The sequence below is a fragment of the Streptomyces sp. NPDC008092 genome, from assembly GCF_042957285.1.
In the GTDB taxonomy this organism is placed as follows: domain Bacteria; phylum Actinomycetota; class Actinomycetes; order Streptomycetales; family Streptomycetaceae; genus Streptomyces.
Window position 1 is genome coordinate 520,487 of sequence record NZ_JBIBHY010000007.1, and the last position, 19,517, is coordinate 540,003.

A 19,517-nucleotide genomic window follows, 5' to 3' on the forward strand; every position below is an offset into this window, starting at 1 on the left:
GCGACCAGCCACGACGCTGCCGCAGACGACGATTCAGCGGGCCACGCTCAGCGACAGCGCGAAGCGCCCCTGCGCGTCGGTCCACCAGTTGGTCAGCTCCAGCCCCGCGGCGGCCAGCTCGGCGGTCACGCCGTCCCGCCGGAACTTCGCCGACACCTCGGTGCGCAGCTCCTCGCCCGCCGCGAAGTCCACGGCCAGGTCGAGCGCCGGCACCTTCACGGTCTGCGCCACCCGGGAGCGCAGCCGCATCTCGATCCACTCGTTCTCCGCGTCCCACAGGGCGACGTGGTCGAAGGCGTCCGGGTCGAAGTCGGCGTCCAGCTCCCGGTCCACGACGGCGAGGACGTTCTTGTTGAACTCGGCCGTCACCCCGGCCGCGTCGTCGTACGCCCGGACCAGCACCTCCTCGTCCTTGACCAGGTCGGTGCCGAGCAGCAGCGCGTCGCCGGGGTTGAGCCGCCGGCGCACCGAGGCCAGGAACTCCGCCCGCTCGGCGGGCAGCAGGTTGCCGATCGTGCCGCCGAGGAACACCAGCAGCCGGGGCCCCGGCGTCTCGGGCAGCTCCAGCCGACCGGTGAAGTCGGCGATCAGGGCGTGCACGGACAGCCCCGGCCGCTCCGCGACGAGCGCCTGGCCGGCCTGCGTCAGCGCGCTCTCGCTGACGTCGACCGGGACGTACACCTCGAGACCGGTGAGCGCGTCGATGAGCAGGCGGGTCTTCTCGGAGGAGCCGGAGCCCAGCTCCACCAGGGTGCGGGCACCGCTCGCGGCGGCGATCTCGCCGGACCGGGCGAGCAGGATCTCCCGCTCGGCCCGGGTCGGGTAGTACTCGGGCAGCTCGGTGATCTGCTCGAACAGCTCGCTGCCCCGGGCGTCGTAGAACCACTTCGGCGGCAGCGTCTTGGGGGTCGCGGTGAGGCCGGTCAGGACATCGGCGCGCAGCGCGGCGTCCGTCGCGTCCTCGGGAAGGGTGCGGGTGACCAGGAAGGGACTCACGTACAAGGCTCCTTAGGTGGTACCGATGCCAGGTCCCCGACCGGGTTCTCGACGGGCGTGAGGACGACGCCCGCGCGGCTCGCGGTGAGCAGCGTGCGGTCGGGGACCTCCTGCCAGCGCGGGTCGTCGTCGTACGGCTCGGAGGCGACGACGGTGCGCAGGCCGGGTTCCGCGAGGTAGTGGAGGCTGTCGCCCCAGGCGGTGGCGGTGATGGTCGCGCCGTCGGTGAGGAGGAGGTTCAGCCGGGCGGCGGGGGCCGCCTCCGCTATCTGCTGAACCGTTTCGGCAAGGGCCGGGCCCGGCTCCGTACCGGACCGCAGCCGGTGCAGGGCCAGCGCCCAGACGAACGCCGAGTCGGTGCGGGCCTCCATCGACAGCAGGTCGGCCGGGGGCAGCAGCGGGACCAGGGGTGCCATGGACCCCGGCCAGCCCGGGATCGCCCCGTTGTGGCTGAACAGCCAGCGGCCCGCGGCGAACGGCGCCGCCGCGGCCTCCCCGTCGGCGCCCGCCAGGGTCGCGTCCCGGACGGCGGCCAGCAGCGCGCCGGTGCGCACGACCCGGGCCAGGTCGGCGAAGGACGGGTCGGCCCAGATCGGCCCGGCCCGCCGGTAGCGGGCCGGCTGCGGATCGTCCGCGGCGTACCAGCCCACCCCGAAACCGTCGGCGTTGACCGTTCCGTAGCGCTGCCGCCGGGGCGCCCACGACTGGCGGTAGAGGGAGTGCCCGGGCTCCACGAGGAGCCGGCCGAGCGGCTCCTCGGGTCCCAGACAGGCCAGATGGCGGCACATCAGACGGTCTCCGCGGCCGAACGGGCGGTGCGGAAGCCGGAGAAGATCTGCCGCCGGATCGGGTAGTCCCAGTTGCGGAACGTCCCCCGGCAGGCCACCTGGTCCACGGCGAACGAACCGCCGCGCAGCACCTTGTACTCGGGGCCGAAGAACACCTCCGAGTACTCCTTGTACGGGAAGGCGGTGAAGCCGGGGTAGGGCAGGAAGTCGCTGGACGTCCACTCCCACACGTCACCGATCAACTGCCGTACGCCCAGCGGCGACTCGCCCTCCGGGTAGCTGCCCGCCGGGGCCGGGCGCAGGTGCCGCTGGCCCAGGTTGGCGTGGGCCGGGGCCGGGTCGGCGTCGCCCCACGGGTAGCGCCGGGACCGGTTCTCGCCCGGGTGGTGCCGGGCGGCCTTCTCCCACTCGGCCTCGGTGGGCAGCCGGCGCCCGGCCCAGCGGGCGTAGGCGTCCGCCTCGTACCAGGACACGTGCAGCACCGGCTCCTCGGGCGGCACGACCTCCGTCACCCCGAACCGGCGGCGCAGCCACTGGCCGCCCTCCCGGTGCCAGAAGTGCGGCGCGGTGATGGAGTGCTGCCGGATGTGCGCCCAGCCTTCGGGCGTCCACCAGCGCTCCTGCTCGTAACCGCCGTCCTCGATGAACGCCAGGTACTGACCGTTGGTCACCGGAGTGGTGTCGATCCAGTAGGGCGCGACCTCCCGCCGGTGCGCGGGGCGTTCGTTGTCCAGCGCCCAGGGCTCGGTGGAGGTGCCCATGGTGAACGGGCCACCGGGGACCAGGACTTCGGAGGGACCGGTGAACGGCGGCGCCGGGGCCGGGTCGGGGGCGGTCAGGGCCTGTGGGCCCCTGCGGAGCTGATGGGTGATCAGCATCGTCTCGTCGTGCTGCTGTTCGTGCTGCGCGATCATCCCGAAGGCGAAGCCCGCCTCGGTCAGCCGGGTGCCGCTGAACGCCGCGCTGTCCAGCAGGTCAAGCGCCCGGCCGCGGACCTCCGCCGCGTACTGCCGGGCCTCGGCGGGCGGCAGCAGCGGCAGCGAGGGCCGCTCGGAGCGCGGATGCTCGAAGGCGTCGTAGAGGCTGTCGATCTCCGGGCGCATCGCCTCCCGGCCGCCGACGTTGCGCAGCAGCCAGAGCTCCTCCTGGTTGCCGATGTGCGCCAGGTCCCAGACCAGCGGGGACATCAGCGGGGAGTGCTGGGCGGTGAGGTCGGGCCCCTCCACGCAGCTGGTCAGCAGCGTGGTGCGGTCCCGGGCGGTGGTCAGGGACTTCAGCGCCCGGTCCCGCAGGGTCTCGATATCGATGTCGACGTCGGTCTCGGTCATGCGCTGATGTCCTTCCCACGGGCGCGACCTGCCGTGCCGCGCAGTCGGTCCAGCAGGTCGTCGGCCGGGCAGCGGCCGCGCAGCACGTACCGGTCCCGGTACGCCGCCACGGCGTCCATGACCCCGGGGGCCGCGCCGATCCTCGGCAGGGCCTCCAGCGCCGCCGTGAAGCAGGCGACGGCGGCCTCGTGCAGCTCCGGGTCGCGGAGCCCGGTGCGGGCCGCGTCGATCCAGAGCGGGTTGTTCGGGGCGGGCCGCGGCCCGGCGCGCTCGGCCAGCGGCTTCACCGTCCGGTACGCGGTCTCCGCGGCCTCCGGGTCGTCGAACAGGGCGGCCGTCACCGCCAGCGGCACGATCCACCCGTCCTCGCCCGGCTGCGCGTCGATCATCCGCAGCTCCAGATGACCGCGCGGCCTGACCGGCGGGAACAGCGTGGTGAGGTGGTACGCGAGATCGGCGCCGGTGGGCGGGGCGGGCGTCCCCGACCGGGTCCAGGCCCGGAAGGTCAGGCCCTCGGGCACCTCCCAGGGGCCGCCGTCCCGCCGTACGCACATCACGGGTGCGTCGAGCACGTGCCGGGCCCAGGCGGTGCGCGGGTCGCCGTCCAGCGGGGGAGCGCCCGCGCGGCCCGCGCCGATCTCCATCCACAGCAGCTGCCGGGTGGAGACCCAGCCGGTGGGCCGCTGCCCGACCAGCGGGGAGTTCGCGAACGCGGCGACCAGCACCGGGCCCAGCTGATGGGCGAGCCACCAGCGGCGGGTGTAGCCGAGCGGGCCGGGCTCCTCGTGGCCGGCGTCCAGGCAGACCTGGACGGACGCCGAGGAGCACATCATGTGGCGGCCGGCCGTGCCGGTGCGGTCCAGGCAGCTCTCCATCGCGTCGTAGCGCGGCTCGCGCAGGAAGCGGCGGGGGGTGTGCCAGGGATCGTGACCGACGCCCACGAGTCCGAGGTCCTGTGCGGCGAGGACCTTGCGGACGGCGTCCAGGTCGGCGGAGACGGTGCCTGTGCACTCCGTGAGGGAGGCGGCGGGCGGCGAGCTGAGCTCCAGCTGGCCGCCGGGTTCGACGGTGAGCGCCGACCCCAGGGGCACCGTGCGCAGTGCGGCGTAGGCCGCTTCGAGTCGTTCGGGTGTCACCGGGAGCTGCGGCGTGCGCAGCTCGTGGACCAGCCATTCCACTTCTACCCCGAGCGTGCGGGGCGGGCCGGTCTTGAAGCAGATGCCCTTGACCAGGGCCTCCACCTCGGCCTCGGTGACAGTCGTGCGGTCGTCCGAGAAGTCGGTCCTCACCGAGCCGTCGGTACAGTCGCCGCTGTCGGATATTGAATCGGACATGTCGGGATCCTCCTGAGATTCCACCATGCCACCGTCCCGGTCGTGGATACGTCCGGGGCGGCATCGTCCGTTCCACCCAAGACCGTCGCGCCCGTTCGCACAAGGGCACCTGTCGGGACGTCCTAGATCGGTAACCTCTGCTTCCTTGCTGCTTCGTCGGTGCTTCGTTGCCTGTTTCCGGCCGTTTCGGGACAGGGAAACCCCGTTGCACGGCACCACCAGCATCACCCAGGATGACTGCATGAGCACGACGGGGGAGGCCGCGCGGGCCGCGGTCATGGCGTCCACGGGGGTGGCGCCATGAGTGCGCGCCTGCGCGGCATCGCACGGCAGACCGAGGAGATCGTGGCGGCGGGGAGCTACCGCACGCCCGACGGCCGGGAGGTCCTGCTGGCCGCCGACATCGCGGCAGCACGGGCGGGGACGCGGCTGTACGGCCCGGAACCGGTGCCGGTCCCGCAGGCCCTCGACCTGGACGCCGTGTACGAGGTCACCGGCGAGAGCAGCCTGGAGGCCGCCCGCCGCCTCGCCGACGCGCCGGTGGCCGTGCTCAACTTCGCCTCGGCCCGCAATCCGGGCGGCGGCTACCTGAACGGCGCCCAGGCGCAGGAGGAGGCCCTGTGCCGGGCCTCCGCGCTGTACACGTGCGTGCGCGAGGCGGCCGCGTACTACGACCACCACCGCACCCACCGCGACCCCTTCTACACGGACCGCGTGATCCACTCCCCGGCCGTCCCGGTCTTCCGCGACGACCGCGGCGCGCTGCTCGCCGAGCCCTACCGCGCGGGCTTCCTCACGGCCGCCGCGCCCAACGCCGGAGTGATCCGCCGTACGGCTCCGGAGCGGGCCGGCGAACTGCCGGAGGCCCTCGCCGTACGGGCCGAACGGGTGCTGGAGGTGGCCGCCGCGCACGGCTACCGGAGGCTGGTCCTCGGCGCCTGGGGCTGCGGGGTGTTCCAGAACGACCCGGCACAGGTCGCGGGCGCCTTCCGGGGGCTGCTGGGCCCCGGCGGACGGTTCGCAGGAACCTTCAAACACGTGGTCTTCGGGGTCCTGGACCGCACGCCGGGATCGGTGGTCCGGGGCGCCTTCGCGGAGGCCTTCCGGACCGTGGAGGTCTGAGCGGATCGCGCCCCGTAGGGGCGCGGGGAACTGCGCGACCAGCCACGATGGTGCCGCGGACGGCAGACGGCAGACGGCGCCTCGCGGCAGTTCCAGCGGAGCGCCCTGCTCAGTTCCAGCCGTAGCGCTCGTGCAACCGGTGCCGTACGAGGTTGAAGCGCCCCCGGTCGAGCGCGCAGGCCTCGCGGCGCATGCCGTCCTCGTGCAGGCGCAGGACGCGGTCCACGTCCACCCAGGAGTCCCGCCCGGTGCGGTCCCACGGCCCGCTGCCGATCGCCACCCACTCGCGGTCGTTGTCGTGCCGCTTGCTGGACAGCTGGACGGCGAGCAGGGTGCCGGCCGCCTCCCGGGCGACGACCAGCACCGGCCGGTCCTTGCCCCGCCCGTCGTTCTCCTCGAAGGGCACCCAGGTCCACACGATCTCCCCCGGGTCGGGGTCGCCGTCGTGGGCGGGGGAGTACTCGGTGCGCACCTTGCCGACCTCGTGCGGGTCGGCTTCGGTGGTCGCGGTGGGGCCGTACCGGCCGGGGATGTTCTCGTCGTCGATGTACGCAGTCACGAGGGCACCCTATGGGGCCTCAGCCTGCGAGAACAGGCGGGGTGCCGGTGCGGTGCAGCTCCGCCTCGATCAACTCGACCGTGACGTCGGGGCGTTCCAGGTGCGGAAGGTGGCCGGCCTCGGGGATCGGCTCGAACCGGCCCTGCGGGAAGGCCTTCGCGTAGGCGGCTCCGTACGCGGGCGTGACGACACGGTCGCTCTCGCCCCAGATCACCAGCGCGGGCTGCCGCACCCGCCCCAGCCGGGGCAGCAGCTTCGGGTCGGTCATCCGGCCGCCGTCCGTGAGCAGCCGCATGGTCGCCATGTTGGCCTGGCGGCGGGCGAGTTCGGCCGCGGGCAGGGTGGCCGGGTCGACGTAGAAGCGGTCCGGGTCGTGCCAGGAGTGCTCGGCCTGGGCGCGCGGATCCAGCGCGAAGAAGTCGGTGACCTCTTCGCCCTCGATGTCCGCGCCGACCGCGTTGATGAGGACCAAACCGGTGATCAGCCCGGCCGTGTCACGTATGGCCATCTCGGTGACGAGTCGGCCGCCCAGCGAGGAGCCGATGACCAGGACGTCGCTCAACTCCCTGTCCTGGAGCAGGTGGAGGTAGGCGACGGCGAGGTCGTCGACGCTGGTCAGCCAGTCGGGGCGGGGCGTGCCGTCCCAGCCGGGGTGGACCGGGGTGATGGTGTGGGCCGACTCGGCGAGGCGGGCGGCGAGGCCGGCGACGGTGGCGGGGCCGCCGCCTCCGTGGAGCACGAGCACCGGGCGGCCGGAACCGGCCTCGGTCAGGGAGACGGGGAGGTCGGGGTACACCTGTGCGATGTGGTTCGTCGTCATGCCGCTCAATCTAACTAAGGATGTTGATATAAACAAGCTTAGTCATCGGTTACAGTGGAACCATGCACGATGACCTGCAAGTTCTCGGAAGAGCGGTGAAACAGGCCCAGTACCGGCAGCACCGGGCGATGGACAGCGCGCTCTCGGCCGTCGGCACCACCCTCGCGCAGTGGGACGCGCTACGCGCCATCGACCGGTCGCCGGGCGCCTCGGCGCGCGAGCTGGCCGGGGCCACCTTCCAGAGCGAGCAGGCCTTCGGCACGCTGGTGGGGCGGCTGGTCGCGCAGGGCCTGGTGGAGCGGCGGCCGGGCCACGGGCGGCGGATCCGGCACCACCTCACCCCCGACGGGGAGCGGACGCTGGCGGCCGGGCACGGGGTGGCCGGCGAGGTCCTCGCCGACTGCTTCGCCGGGCTGTCGGCGGCAGAGCGGGCGACGCTGCTGGAGCTGCTGCTGCGGCTCAACGCGCAGGAGGGACCACAGGGGTGACCGCAGGAGCGACCACAGGGGTGACCGCAGGAGTGACCACTGGGGTGCCCCCGGCCGCGGCCGGGGGCACCCCAGTGCCCGGGTCGTTCCCGGCGGTTACTCGCCGCCCTCCTCCACCTGCACCTTCTGCGACGTCGGGGCCGTGACCCCGTTGAGGGCCGGTGAAGTCCCGCCCGGCGCCTGCCCGTTCTGGTTCATCGACGCGAGGAGCTGGCGGGCGAGACCGAGCCCCGTGCCGCCCATGGTGAGTGCCTTCGCGAACAACTCGGCCATGCCGTCGGCGCCGTTGAGCAGCACCATGTTGTCGACGTTGCCGAAGGCGGAGGCGCCGGCCTTGACGATCTCCGGCCAGTTCTCGGCGAGTTGCTGGGCGACGACCGCCTCCTGGTTCTCCGCGAGGGCGGCGGCACGGGCCTTGATGGCCTCCGCCTCCGCGAGCCCCTTCGCCCGGGCCGCCTCGGCCTCCGCCAGCCCCTTGGCCTGTGCGGCGGCCGCCTCGGCCTCACCGGTGGCCCGGGTCGCCGCCGCGGTGGCCGCACCCCGGGACTTGGTCGCCTCGGCCTCGGCACCCGCGGCCGCCTTGACCCGGGTCGCCTCGGCCGCGGCCGCCAGCTCCGTCTCCTTCGCCTTGGCCTGGGCCGCCGAGATACGCGCGTCACGCTCGGCCTCGGCCAGCGTCCGCTTCTCGTAGGCCCTGGCGTCGGCCGGCTTGCGGACGTCCGCCTGGAGCTGCTGCTCGCGCCGGTGCGCCTCCAGTTCGGCGACCCGTGTCTCCTGGACCACGACCTCCTGCCGGGCTGCCGCATCCGCGAGCGGACCCGCCTGACGGGACTGGGCGGCCGCCTTGTCCCGCTCGGCCTGGTAGCCGGCCTGGAGGATCTCGCTGTCCCGGGTGGCCTCCGCCATCCGGGCGAACGACTGCTGCTCCGCCTCGGTGGCGAGCCGGTTCGCCTCCGCCTGCGCGATCCGCGCGTCCCGCTGCACGGCCGCCGCGTGCGGCATCGCCAGGTTCTGGATGTACCCGGTCGGGTCCTCGATCTCGTGGATCTGCAGGGAGTCCACGATGAGCCCCAGCTTCTCCATCTCGGTGCCGCAGGCGGCCCGGGTCTGCCCGGTGAGCTTGTCCCGGTCGCGGATCATGTCCTCGACCGTCAACCCGCCCACGATGGACCGCAGATGACCCGCGAACACGTTGTGCACCCGCTCGGACATCATCTTCTGCTGGTCCAGGAACCGGCGGCCCGCGTTGGCGATCGACACGAAGTCGTCGCCCACCTTGAAGATGACCACGCCCCGCACCTTCAGCGGAATGCCCTGCTGGGTCACGCAGTCCACCGACAACTCGGTCTCATTGAGGTCCAGGGACAGCTTGCGCACCGCCTGCACGCCCGGCAGCACCAGCGTGCCGCGCCCCGTGACGATCCGGAACCCCATGCCCTCTTCGAGACCCTCGGTCCGATGCTTCGAACCGGAGATGATGAGCGCCTCGTTCGGCTCGGCGACCCGCCACATCATCTTGAAAATACCGATCAGCACGAGAACGGCGAGAACCGCCACCCCCGCAACGACGCCGACAACCATCGGCATACGCCCCCTTTGAATGGTGCCCTTTCGGCACCGAACGAAGGGAGTGTGCGCCCGCGCGAGCGCCGGGTGAAGACGCTGACGATTCCTTGTTGCAATCTTGACGCATACGCCCCTCACCTGGGGCTATGCCCGCTCAACTGTCGTACGCGGGTGTGACGTAGACCGTCCGCGGCGGCAGGTACTCGACCACCATCACCACCGTGCCCCGCTCGATCCGGCCGGTGCCGTCGGCGGCGTACGCGAGGAAGTGCTCGGCGCCCCCGCGGACCCGGACGATCACCTCGCCGACGAGCCCGGGCCCGATCGTTCCGCTGACCCGACCCACGAGCCCGACCATCGACGCATCTTCCATGGTCAGAGGGTACGGGCAGGTCAAGCGGCGGGAAAGTGGCCTGCTCCCGGTCTGCTCCCGGCCTTCTCCCGGTCTGCTCTTATGCGGCCGGGGTGTCGACGGCCGCGGACTGCGGCGGCCAGAGCTGGTGCCAGCGCAGTTCGGCCTCCAGCCGGGCGGCGACGGAGACGAGCAGCGGCTCGCTGTCCGCCGGCCCGAGCAACTGCGCGCCCACCGGCAGCCCGTCCCCGACGAACCCGGCCGGCACGTTCACCCCCGGCCACCCCAGCACGTTCCACGGCCAGGCGTAGGGGCAGGCGGCGATCATCGCCCGGTCGGTGGCGAACTGGCCCAGGCCCAGCAGCGCGCCGACGCGGGGCGGGGGAGCGGCGGTGGTCGGCGCGAGGACGACGTCGTACGTCGTGAAGAAGGCGCCGATCCTGTCCCGCAGGGCGGTCTCCGCGCGCCGGGCGGCCCGCAGCGGGGCCCCGCCGAGCAGCCGGCCCAGGCGGGCCGCCTCCAGGGTGCGCCGGTCGAGCAGGTCCGGGTGCGGTGCCTCGCGGACCCGTTCGGCGATCCCGACCGTGGCGCGCGGGACGAAGGTGAGCCCGATCTGGCCGTAGGGCGGGTCGGCCTCCTCCACGGTGTGGCCCAACGCGGCCAGTTTCTCCGCGAGTTCGAGGATCCGGGTGCGCACCTCCGGCTGGAGGCGGGCGGGGAGCGCGGTGAACGGCGGCTTGAGGGAGAGGGCGATACGCAGCCGTCCGGGGTCGCGGCCGACCGCGTCGGAGAGCGTCAACCGGGCGGGCCGGTGCGGGTCCTGCGGATGGTTGCCGCTCGCCGCGTCCAGCAGCAGGGCCGCGTCGGCGACCGTGCGGGCCAGGGTGCCGTTGACCGTGATGCCCTGGAACGACTCGCCGCGCGGCCAGGTGGAGATGCGGCCGCGCTGCGGTTTGATGCCGACGAGGTGGGTCCAGGCGGCCGGGATGCGCACGGATCCGGCGCCGTCCGAGCCGAGCGCGGCCGGCACCAGACCCGCCGCGACGGCGGCCGCCGACCCGCCCGAGGAACCGCCCGGAGTGTGCCGGGGCTGCCACGGGTTGCGGGTGGCGCCGAAGGCCGGCCCCTCGGTGAACGGCCACTGCCCCAGCTCACACGTGTTGGTCTTGCCGACGATCACCGCCCCGGCCGCGCGCAGCCGCCGTACCGCCTCCCCGTCCTCGGCCACCGGCGGGAACTCGCCCGGGCAGCCGAAGGCGGTCGGCTCGCCGGCCACGTCCGTGTCGTCCTTCACCGCGACCGGCACCCCGAGCAGCGGGCGGCGCACCCCGGCGGCCAACTCCCGGTCGGCGGCCTCGGCTTCGGCGAGGGCGGCCGTACGGCGCACGATCCGGAAGGCGTTGAGGGAGTCCTGGGTGGCCTCGATGCGCGCGAGGCACTCCTCGGTGAGCTGACGTGACGTCACTTCACCTGCGGCCAGCGCGCGTACGGACTCGGCGAGGCCTGCGGAACGGTCGTACGACATACGGTGACCCACCTCCGGGGCGCAGCGTTTACCGGAGAGTAACGTCGATCCGCATCGCGCAGGACAGGTTTCGCACAGCCGGCGTCCAGCTGTGCCCCAGTCCTGCGCAAAGCATTGACGTGCACCTGGCGTGACTTCTACTTTCTGCGTCGACTTATCGAACTCAGTTCGAAATACCGGACGCGCCGCTGCGTCCCCGTCTGCACGAGCCCCGGAGAGCCGCCGTGACCACACGTCCCCCCACCCCGTCCCGCCGCACCCTGCTCCGCGCGCTGGCCGCCCTGCCCGCGACGGCCCTGGCCCTGGGCGAACTGCCCGGCCTGCTCGGCGCCGCCGACGCCGCCGCACCCGCGAGCGGCTCTGCCACCCGCTACACCATCGTCCCGTTCCTCAACAGCGACGACGGCACCGTGAACGTCTACCAGTCCGACGACGCCACCGACTTCCGCCTCCTGCAGTCCTCGGCCTACACCCCGCCCAGCAACCGCATCCGCGACGCCAGCATCTTCAAGCACACGGACGGCTACTACTACCTCACGTACACCACCCACACCTGGGAGGACGAGAGCACCACGATCGGCTTCGCCCGCAGCGCCGACCGGGCCGCCTGGACCTTCCTGTACGACTACACGATCCCCATCACGAACCTGTCCCGGGCCTGGGCGCCCGAGTGGTTCGTCGACAGCGACGGCAGCGTCAACGTCATCGTGTCCTGCTCGACCACCGACGACGAGTGGATCTTCACGCCCTACGTCCTGACGGCGACCGACTCGGCCCTCACCGCCTGGACTTCACCGGCCGCCCTGTCCGGCATCGGCACGAACCACATCGACACGTACATCGTGAAGAGCGGCTCGACCTACCACGCCTTCACGAAGAACGAGACGGCGAAGTACATCGAGTACGGCACGGCGTCCAGTCTCAAGGGCCCCTACACGATCTCCAGGACCGGCGACTGGGCGGGCTGGGGCAGCTACCGCGAGGGCCCCTCCGTGATCCAGCTCGACAACGGCGGCTGGCGGATCTTCTTCGACGGCTACGGCGACGGCAACTACTACTACAGCGACAGCTACGACACGTTCGCCACCTGGTCCGCGCCGACCGCCCTGCCGACCCTCTCGGGCACGGCCCGGCACTTCACGGTGATCAAGGAGACGGTGTCGGGCGGCGCGTCGGTCACGAAGAACGCGACCCGCTCCTTCCAGTCGGTCAACTACACCACCAGGTACTGGGAGGAGGTCTCCGCCCTCCTCAACCTCCCGGTGGTGACCAGCTCCAGCGCCACCGCCGACAAGCAGGCCGCCACCTTCACCGTCGTCGCGGGCCTCGCCGACAGCAATGGCTACTCCTTCCGCGACGCCGCCGGCAACTACCTGCGCCACTACGACTTCCGGGGCCGCTTCGACGCCAACGACGGCACGGCGGCGTTCGCCCAGGACGCCACGTTCATCGCCCGCACGGGCTCGGCCGGCGGTTCGGTCCGCTTCGAGTCGTACAACTACCCGGGCTACTACCTGCGCCACTACAACTACCAACTCCGCGTGGACATCTCGAACGGCACGGACCTCTTCCGGCAGGACAGCTCGTTCGTTCCGGTGACATCCTGGGCATGACCTGAACCGATGCTGACCTGGGCAAACGTTTTGATGACCCGTCAGTGGTTCCCGCGAGTTCCCTCGATGTGCCGGGATTTCCCGCGGAGATGTGCACTGGTTGTGCACTGGGCCTAGGGCGGCGGGGCTGACGCTCACGCGCAGTACCAGTGGCTCTGCCCCGCCCTATCAGTCAGAGGGCGGGGCAGGATCCGTGTTCTTCTTGTAGCCCGGTGCTGCGTGCGGCAGCGGGCTTGTCAGTGGCCGGCGACCTGTGCGGAGGTGATCGTCGCGCCGTCGCCGTTGGCTTCGAGCGAGACGTGCTTCCATGCCTCCCAGGTGTCGAGGCGGGACTTGTAGAGGTCGGGCACGAGCTGGGTGGGGAAGGTTCCGAAGAAGACGCGCAGCGGCGGCTGTTCGGCGTCGACGATCTTGAGCAGGGCGGGTCCGGCGGCCTTCGGGTCACCGATCATGCCGGCGGGAAGGCTGTCGCGCTGTTCTGCCATCTCGGCACGCAGGGGGTCGTACGCGGACAGTGTCTCGGCCCAGACGGCGCTGTTGCCCGCCCAGTCGGTGGCGAATCCACCGGGCTCGACGAGTGTCACGTTGATGCCCTGGCCGGCGACTTCCTGAGCCAGGGATTCGGTCAGACCCTCCAGCGCCCACTTGGACGCGTGGTACCCGCCGAGCAGGGGGAAGGCCGCGACGCCACCGAAGGTGGAGATCTGGACGATGTGTCCGGACCCCTGTTCGCGCAGGACGGGCAGGACCGCCTGGGTGACGTTCAGTACGCCGAAGAGGTTGACCTCGAGCTGGTCACGCAGCTGCGCGACACTGATCTCCTCGACGGCACCGAACAGACCGTATCCGGCGTTGTTGACGACGATGTCGATGCGGCCGAGACGGCTGTGGGCCTCCTGGACCACGCTGAACGCCTGTTCGCGGTCGGTCACGTCGAGCTGGAGCGGCACGATCGCGTCGCCGAACTGCTTGACGAGGTCGTCCAGCGCGGCGGTGTCGCGCGCCGTGGCGGCGACGCGGTCGCCGCGGTTGAGGGCGGCGAGGGCGAACTCGCGGCCGAATCCGCGACCGGCGCCGGTGATGATCCATGTCTTGGACATGAGTGTTCTCCGTGGGTTTGTCGGGCTGGTGTGGATGGTCGAGGTGCTGTCGCGATGTACGGGCGCAGGCGGGAACGGTCACCGGCTGCGCCGCAAGCGGCAGTGGCTGTGGCGTGAGGCGTCGGGCCGCCGTCAGAAGTCCTTCCGAGCCATGTTCGCTCGGGTGGCGGACCCGATCATCCTGGTCAGGTTGAACCAGGTCGGGCGGATCGTGTAGCGGGCGTTCGCGGCCATGAGCCGGTCGAACGGCGCCTTCTTGGTGTAGAGGAAGTGGGTCATCGACACGAACTGGTCGTAGAGGACCGCCTTCTGCACGTTCGCGTAGCCGAGCAGGTTTCCGAAGTTGCCGTGGCCCGAGACGACTTCGCCGTCGCGGTCGGCGCCACCCCAGATCAGGTAGGGGTTGGTGAAGAGCAGCGCCGGGATCGTGTTGACGGCGATGGCTCCGTACCGGAGGTCGTTGATCGCGGTGTCCAGCGCGCCCTGGTGGCTCTTCTTCGTGTCCTCGTCGATGACGATCATGCACGCGAGCGAACCGAGCAGCCGGTTGTTGCAGTACGTGACCGCCTGAGCGAGGAACTCCTCCGCGTCCGCGGGCGCGTCGAGCGCGATTTCGGCGATGACCTGGCAGAAGGCCTCGTTCGCCGCGGCGAAGCCGTCCGGTTCGGCTCCGACGATCAACAGCCCGTCGCTTGCCGCCTGTCTGCCGTGCTCGGGAACCAGTACCTCGGCATCCGGATACTGGGCGGCGAAACGCTCCTTGGCGGCGCCGCTGCCGGGGTAGTAGCTGCTGATCGCGGGGGTCTCCTCGACGAACGCCCTGCGTATGGCGTCGAGGAACTGCTCGCGCTGAGGCCAGTGCTTGGAGGTGACCAGGGTCTGGGCGCGCCCGCACACGGCTCCTCCGTTGATCTTCGCGAGGGACACGTACTGCTGGGCCTGGTGGACGATCTCCTTGTCGGTCCACGGCCGGTCGCCCGGCACGACGATGCACGGGTTGTTGCCGCCGCACTCGGCGACGACGGGGGTGTCGGTGGCCGCCATGATCGCCTGGGCCGATGCCGCACTGCCGGTGAAGTAGATCGCGGTGAGCCCGGGCAGCTGCGTGAGCTGGCTGCCCTGGTCGGCGTCGCAGTAGGCCAGTGCCCCGATCTCGACCAGTGGTGCGAACACCTTCTGCCAGACGGCGTCACTGGCGGCGTTGAGCGGGTGGGGCTTGTGGATCACCGCCTTGTTGTCCCAGAACAGCGCCTTGACCGTCTCGGTGGACGCGCTGTAGTTCCCGGCTCCCAGCACGGCGATGACTCCGGGAGCCCCCTCGCGGGGGTCCACCTGACGGGGTTCGCCCTTGACCCGAAGGTGCCCGCGCTGCCGGCCGGCCGTCATCCCGTCCTTGCGGGTCTGAGGGTAGACCTCGACGTCGTAGGTCCCGTCGCCGAACGCGGTGATCTGCTGGGCGGCAAGGGGCTTGCCGCGCAGGATCGACTGGTACAGATCGACGGTGGCGGCGATGGTTCCGCCGATCAGACCGACGGTGGAGTTCAGGTTCAGGCCCACGGAGAACACGTGCTGTTCGACCAGGCCGTCCTTCATCGTGCCGTCGGCCTCGGCGAGTTGATCGGCGTACTGGGCCATGTTGCGCTGGATCCGGTCGAGCAGCTTCAGCCGCTTCTCCAACGGCATGGCGGCCCAGGCATCGGGCTTGAGGGTCTGAAGAGCCTCGGTGGCGTGCATGACTGCTTCTCCTTGTCAGGTGTGGGAAGTTCTGGTGCTGGGGAAGTTCTGTGCTGCTCGGCAGGTCAGAGGACGACCGGGGCCTCACCGCTGCGGATCTCCTCGGGGATTCCGTTGCGGAAGAGAAGTGCGCTCAGCAGCGCGCCGCCGGCGAAGATGCCGGCCGCGACGGCGTAGGCCACCGAGTAGCCGTGCAGGGCCGCGTTCTGGAGTGCCGCGGCGCCGGTGCCGTGCGAGGCGATGTAGTTGCCGGCGGCAGAGGCGCTGAGCGTGCTCAGCAGCGCGATGCCGATCGAGCCGCCGACCTGCTGCGTGGTGTTCACCAGCGCTCCGGCGACGCCGTGGTCGCTCTCCTGTACGCCGCTGGTTCCCAGGTTGGTGGCTGTCGGGAAGATCATGCCGACGCCGACGCCGAGCAGCACCAGTGCAGGCAGGATGTTCTGCGCATAGCTGCTGTCGGCATCCAGCCGGGTGAGCCACAGCAGGTTCCCAGCGGCCAGCAGCATGCCGGCCGGGATGCTGACACGGGGGCCGATGAAGCGCGGGAACACGCTCAGCGCGAGGACGGAGCCGGCGAGAGTGCCGCCGATCAGCGGCAGGAAGGCCAGCCCGGTCTGGACGGGGGTGTAGTGGAGCGTGACCTGCAAGTAGTAGGTGAGGAACAGGAACGCTGAGAACACTCCCGTGTTCACCAGCAGCAGTGCGAGCAGCGAGGCGGCACGGTTGCGGTCGGCGAAGATCCGCAGCGGCATCAGAGGTGCACTCGCCCGTGCCTGCCAGGCGATGAACGCGGCCAGCAGGACTGCGCTCGCGGAGAGGCTCGACCACGTGGCGGTGCCCGACCAGCCGACGACCTCGGCACGACTGAAACCGAACACGAGCGCGAACAGGCCACTGGTGACCATCAGCGTGCCCAGCACGTCGATCCGCGCCCGTGACGCGGGCCGGTCGGGCCTGACGGTCAGCAGGGTGCCCGCGACCGCGACCACCGACAGTACGAGGTTGACGTACATCGTCCAGCGCCAGTTCAGGTGTTCGGTCAGCAGGCCGCCGACGAGCAGGCCCACGGCGGCTCCCAGTCCTGCGACCGTTCCGAAGACGCTGAAGGCGCGTGCGCGCTCGGTCGCGCGGGTGAAGGTCGCCTGGACGGTGCCCAGGGCCGCCGGTGCCAGCAGTGCGCCGCCCACGCCCTGCACTGCGCGGGCCGCGGCCAGCACGCCGAAGTTGCCGGCCGCCCCGCCGAGCGCGGACCCGATCCCGAACACGGCGAGGCCGACCAGCAGGGTCCGGCGCCGCCCGAGCGTGTCGGCGATGCGGCCGCCGATCAGCAGGAGGCTGCCGAACGTCAGCGCGTAGGCGGTGATGGCCCACTGGCGCGAGGAGTCGGAGAAGCCCAGCGCCCGCTGGGCCTCGGGCAGCGCGACGTTCACCACCGTGACGTCCAGCGCGATGATCAGCTGCGCCAGGGACATCACCGCCAGGACCCACCAGCGACGCCGGTCGGGTACGGACTGCGTGCTGGCCGCGGACGACGCGGCCTTTCCTACGGTGGCGCCGGTCGGCGCCGTCTCGGCATGCCCATCCATCTCAGGGATCCAATCAATGAGTTCCTCAATGAGTTGTCCAACATAAGCATGAGTGATTCAATGAAGTCAATAAATTGTTTGGGTGCGGACGGGAGGACCCCGCGATGCGATCGGAAGCTGACCAGGAGGCCGAGCGAGTGAGCCTGCTGCGGTTGGTGGTCTCCGCCTCGGATCTGGTCCGGCGGCAGACGGAACTGACGCTCAGGCAGACCGAGCTCACCGAACCCATGATCACGATGCTGTGGGTCCTCCAGCCGAGCACGGACATGTCGATGCGCGAACTGGCGGCCAAGCTGAACTACGACCCGTCGAACGTCTCCCTGCTGGCCGACCGGCTGGTCTCGATGGGCCTGGTCCAACGCCTGCCCCACCCCACGGACGGCCGCCGGCGCGTCCTGCGGCTCACCGAGCGGGGTGACGCGCTGTACCACGAGATACTTGAGCAACTGTTCGAGAGGTCGCCGATCTTCAAACTCTCCGCGGAGGAGCAGCACCAGCTCAGAGAGCTGCTCACGAAGATCCGGTCGTTCGAGTCGGCCGCGGACGACCACATCAGGCGGGTCCTTGACAGCTGATGTCGTCGCCGCGGCCACGCACACGAGACGGTGCGCGACTGCCGCGTCCGGCTCGGCGGCAAGGGGCTGGAGGCCGGACCGGAGCTGACATGTTGAAGAGCGTGTCGAGTCGTCCGTGACGGGCTGGTTCAGATTCGGTAGACGCGCGTGGCCGTCGCGGCGAAGAGAGCGGTGCGCTCATCGGCGGAGAGGCCGCTGGTGAGGGCCCGGGCACCGGAGACGACGACGTCGTACTCGGCGGCGAGCGTGCAGACCGGCCAGTCGGAGCCGAACATCAACCGGTCGACGCCGAAGGCCTCCAGGGCGATGTCCATGAACGGTTGCAGGTCGTGGGGCGTCCATCTGCTCCAGTCGGCCTCCGTGACCAGTCCCGAGAGCTTGGCGACGACATTGGGCAACTGGGCCAGTTCCCGCAGGTGCCGGGCCCAGGGGTCGACCTGGCCGGTGGCTACGGGCGGCTTGGCCAGGTGGTCGAGGACGAAGACGAGGCCCGGAAGCGCGGCGGCGGCCCGGATCGCCGCGGGCAGCTGCCACGGGGTGATGACCAGGTCGTACACCAGGCCCGCATCCTGGATCGTCCTCAGCCCGTGCTGCACGTCAGGGCGCAGGAGCCAGTCGGGATCGGGCTCGGACTGGACCTGGTGCCGGATGCCGACGAGATGTGAGCCGCCGTGACCCTCTTTGAGCGCATGGAGTCGGTCTGCGACGTCGACAGCGGTCAGGTCCGTCCAGCCGACGACGCCCGCGACGAGGTCGCTGCCCGCGCACAGGGTCAGGAGTTCGGGGGTCTCCTCGGCGACGGTGACGGTCTGCACCACCACGGTCCTGGTCACACCTGCGGCGCGGGCCTGCGGCTGGAAGTCGGAGAGCAGGAACGAGCGGCGGAGCGGTCGCAGGGCCTCCGCCCTGGTCCAGCCCTGGTCACGGACGGCCAGGTCCCAGAGGTGGTGGTGGGCGTCGACGATCTGCGTCATGTCGCCGCTCCCGAGTCCGTGGGCAGCGGGGCGTCCCAGGGGAGGAGCCCGCTCAGGCGCAGGGTGTTCCAGAGCTCCGCGGGGACGGGGTGCTGGATCATGCGGGCCGCGTCCTCGGCCTCCTCCGCGGTGCGGGCGCCGACCAGGACGCCGGCGATGGCGGGATGGCCGAGCGGAAACTGCAGGGCAGCCGCTCGCAGCGGGGTGCCGTGCTGCTCACAGACCGCTTTGAGGGCGAGGGCACGATCGAGGACGGCCGGGTCGGGAGGCCGGTAGTCGAAGGTCGCCTCCGGGCGCGGGTCGGCGAGGAGTCCGGAGTTGAAGACGCCGCCGACGATGACGGAGACACCCCGGCCGGCTGCCTGGGGGAGCACCGTGCTCAGGCCTGTCTGGTCGAGCAGGCTGTAGCGGCCGGCCAGGAGCACCACGTCCACGTCGGTGTCGCGAACGAAGCGCTCCAGCATGCGGGTCTGGTTCATGCCGGCGCCGATCGCTCCGACGATGCCCTCGGCGCGCATCCGCTCCAGCTCCGGATAGGCGCTGCCGAACGCCTCGTCCTCGTGGTCGTCGGGGTCGTGGAGGTAGACGATGTCGACGCGGTCCAGGCCGAGGCGGGTGAGGCTCTCCTCCAGACTGGCGCGCACACCGCGGGCGCTGAAGTCCCAGACGCGGCGGTGCGTGGCGGGGACGGCGAATCCGTTGGCGATGTCGTCGCCCGCCGGTGAGGTGTGCCGCAACAGCCGTCCGACCTTGGTGGAGAGGGTGAACTCCGCGCGGGGCTTGGCGCGCAGCACCTCGCCGAGACGGCGTTCCGAGAGGCCGAGACCGTAGTGCGGTGCGGTGTCGAAGGTGCGAATGCCGCTGTCCCAGGCCGCCTCGACCGCCGCCGCGGCCTCCTTGTCGCCGACCGCGGTGATCAGGTTGCCGATCGCCGCCGCTCCGAAGGCCAGCTCTGTGACGCTCACGGTGCCGCGTCCTAGCGTCGTCGTGCGCATGAGTGGGGGGTTGCCTCTCTTGGGTGGGGCCCGACCGGGCCGACGGGGGGCGAGTCTTCGGC

Annotated in this window: 18 protein-coding genes; 4 read left to right on the forward strand and 14 right to left on the reverse strand. The window is 71.3% G+C overall.

Annotation, left to right across the window (positions count from 1 at the left end):
- Positions 1 to 33: 33 nt before the first annotated feature.
- The 4 genes from egtD to egtA are packed head-to-tail and all read right to left on the reverse strand — an operon-like array spanning position 34 to position 4,446.
- The gene (egtD, locus tag ACFZB3_RS25330) at positions 34 to 996 is read right to left on the reverse strand and encodes an L-histidine N(alpha)-methyltransferase (RefSeq protein ID WP_391378733.1); all 963 of its coding nucleotides are present in this window, start codon (positions 994 to 996) and stop codon (positions 34 to 36) included.
- Positions 993 to 1,784: an ergothioneine biosynthesis protein EgtC gene (gene egtC / locus ACFZB3_RS25335; protein ID WP_391378735.1), complete on the reverse strand. Its 792-nt coding sequence runs from the start codon at positions 1,782 to 1,784 to the stop codon at positions 993 to 995. The genes egtD and egtC overlap by 4 nt, the downstream gene beginning before the upstream one ends.
- Positions 1,784 to 3,112: an ergothioneine biosynthesis protein EgtB gene (gene egtB, locus ACFZB3_RS25340; protein ID WP_391378737.1), complete on the reverse strand. Its 1,329-nt coding sequence runs from the start codon at positions 3,110 to 3,112 to the stop codon at positions 1,784 to 1,786. Before egtB ends, egtC begins: the two co-directional genes overlap by 1 nt.
- Positions 3,109 to 4,446, reverse strand: coding sequence for an ergothioneine biosynthesis glutamate--cysteine ligase EgtA (gene egtA, locus ACFZB3_RS25345; RefSeq protein WP_391378739.1), 1,338 nt, complete (start codon positions 4,444 to 4,446; stop codon positions 3,109 to 3,111). The genes egtB and egtA overlap by 4 nt, the downstream gene beginning before the upstream one ends.
- A 300-nt stretch (positions 4,447 to 4,746) precedes the next feature.
- On the opposite strand from egtA, the gene ACFZB3_RS25350 reads away from it, so the two are divergent.
- Positions 4,747 to 5,568 (forward strand): TIGR02452 family protein, encoded by an 822-nt coding sequence (locus ACFZB3_RS25350; RefSeq protein WP_391378741.1) that lies wholly within the window; start codon positions 4,747 to 4,749, stop codon positions 5,566 to 5,568.
- A 109-nt stretch (positions 5,569 to 5,677) separates the two neighbouring features.
- Here the strand turns inward: ACFZB3_RS25350 and ACFZB3_RS25355 are convergent, their stop codons facing one another.
- A complete protein-coding gene (locus ACFZB3_RS25355; RefSeq protein ID WP_391378743.1) occupies positions 5,678 to 6,127 on the reverse strand; it encodes a type II toxin-antitoxin system PemK/MazF family toxin in 450 nt (149 codons plus the stop codon).
- Positions 6,128 to 6,146: 19 nt separating this feature from the next.
- A complete protein-coding gene (locus tag ACFZB3_RS25360; RefSeq protein ID WP_391378745.1) occupies positions 6,147 to 6,947 on the reverse strand; it encodes an alpha/beta fold hydrolase in 801 nt (266 codons plus the stop codon).
- Between the two features lie 62 nt (positions 6,948 to 7,009).
- Here ACFZB3_RS25360 and ACFZB3_RS25365 point away from each other — a divergent pair, with 62 nt between their 5' ends.
- Complete coding sequence (locus tag ACFZB3_RS25365; RefSeq protein WP_391378747.1) at positions 7,010 to 7,435, forward strand: MarR family transcriptional regulator; 426 nt, start codon at positions 7,010 to 7,012, stop codon at positions 7,433 to 7,435.
- A 96-nt stretch (positions 7,436 to 7,531) separates the two neighbouring features.
- Here ACFZB3_RS25365 and ACFZB3_RS25370 read toward each other — a convergent pair whose 3' ends face one another.
- The 3 genes from ACFZB3_RS25370 to ACFZB3_RS25380 form a co-directional block, all read right to left on the reverse strand.
- The gene (locus ACFZB3_RS25370) at positions 7,532 to 9,022 is read right to left on the reverse strand and encodes an SPFH domain-containing protein (protein WP_391378749.1); all 1,491 of its coding nucleotides are present in this window, start codon (positions 9,020 to 9,022) and stop codon (positions 7,532 to 7,534) included.
- 133 nt (positions 9,023 to 9,155) lie between these two features.
- Positions 9,156 to 9,374 (reverse strand): hypothetical protein, encoded by a 219-nt coding sequence (locus ACFZB3_RS25375; protein ID WP_391378751.1) that lies wholly within the window; start codon positions 9,372 to 9,374, stop codon positions 9,156 to 9,158.
- A gap of 79 nt (positions 9,375 to 9,453) precedes the next feature.
- Complete coding sequence (locus ACFZB3_RS25380; protein ID WP_391378753.1) at positions 9,454 to 10,878, reverse strand: amidase; 1,425 nt, start codon at positions 10,876 to 10,878, stop codon at positions 9,454 to 9,456.
- Between the two features lie 224 nt (positions 10,879 to 11,102).
- On the opposite strand from ACFZB3_RS25380, the gene ACFZB3_RS25385 reads away from it, so the two are divergent.
- On the forward strand, positions 11,103 to 12,491 hold the full coding sequence (locus ACFZB3_RS25385; RefSeq protein ID WP_391378755.1) for an AbfB domain-containing protein: 1,389 nt from the start codon (positions 11,103 to 11,105) through the stop codon (positions 12,489 to 12,491).
- A gap of 236 nt (positions 12,492 to 12,727) precedes the next feature.
- On the opposite strand, the gene ACFZB3_RS25390 is transcribed toward ACFZB3_RS25385, so the two are convergent.
- The 3 genes from ACFZB3_RS25390 to ACFZB3_RS25400 all read right to left on the reverse strand — a co-directional run bounded on the left by ACFZB3_RS25390 (position 12,728) and on the right by ACFZB3_RS25400 (position 16,911).
- A complete protein-coding gene (locus ACFZB3_RS25390; protein WP_391378757.1) occupies positions 12,728 to 13,591 on the reverse strand; it encodes an SDR family NAD(P)-dependent oxidoreductase in 864 nt (287 codons plus the stop codon).
- A 132-nt stretch (positions 13,592 to 13,723) separates the two neighbouring features.
- Complete coding sequence (locus ACFZB3_RS25395) at positions 13,724 to 15,325, reverse strand: aldehyde dehydrogenase family protein (RefSeq protein WP_391378759.1); 1,602 nt, start codon at positions 15,323 to 15,325, stop codon at positions 13,724 to 13,726.
- Between the two features lie 65 nt (positions 15,326 to 15,390).
- On the reverse strand, positions 15,391 to 16,911 hold the full coding sequence (locus ACFZB3_RS25400) for an MFS transporter (RefSeq protein ID WP_391378761.1): 1,521 nt from the start codon (positions 16,909 to 16,911) through the stop codon (positions 15,391 to 15,393).
- A 104-nt stretch (positions 16,912 to 17,015) separates the two neighbouring features.
- On the opposite strand from ACFZB3_RS25400, the gene ACFZB3_RS25405 reads away from it, so the two are divergent.
- Positions 17,016 to 17,486 carry a MarR family transcriptional regulator gene (locus ACFZB3_RS25405; RefSeq protein WP_391378763.1) on the forward strand — a complete coding sequence of 157 codons (471 nt, stop codon included), beginning with the start codon at positions 17,016 to 17,018 and terminating at the stop codon, positions 17,484 to 17,486.
- Between the two features lie 128 nt (positions 17,487 to 17,614).
- Here ACFZB3_RS25405 and ACFZB3_RS25410 read toward each other — a convergent pair whose 3' ends face one another.
- Together ACFZB3_RS25410 and ACFZB3_RS25415 are read right to left on the reverse strand one after the other, a co-directional pair.
- Positions 17,615 to 18,460, reverse strand: coding sequence for an amidohydrolase family protein (locus ACFZB3_RS25410; RefSeq protein ID WP_391378765.1), 846 nt, complete (start codon positions 18,458 to 18,460; stop codon positions 17,615 to 17,617).
- On the reverse strand, positions 18,457 to 19,455 hold the full coding sequence (locus ACFZB3_RS25415) for an aldo/keto reductase (RefSeq protein ID WP_391378767.1): 999 nt from the start codon (positions 19,453 to 19,455) through the stop codon (positions 18,457 to 18,459). Before ACFZB3_RS25415 ends, ACFZB3_RS25410 begins: the two co-directional genes overlap by 4 nt.
- Positions 19,456 to 19,517: the final 62 nt, after the last annotated feature.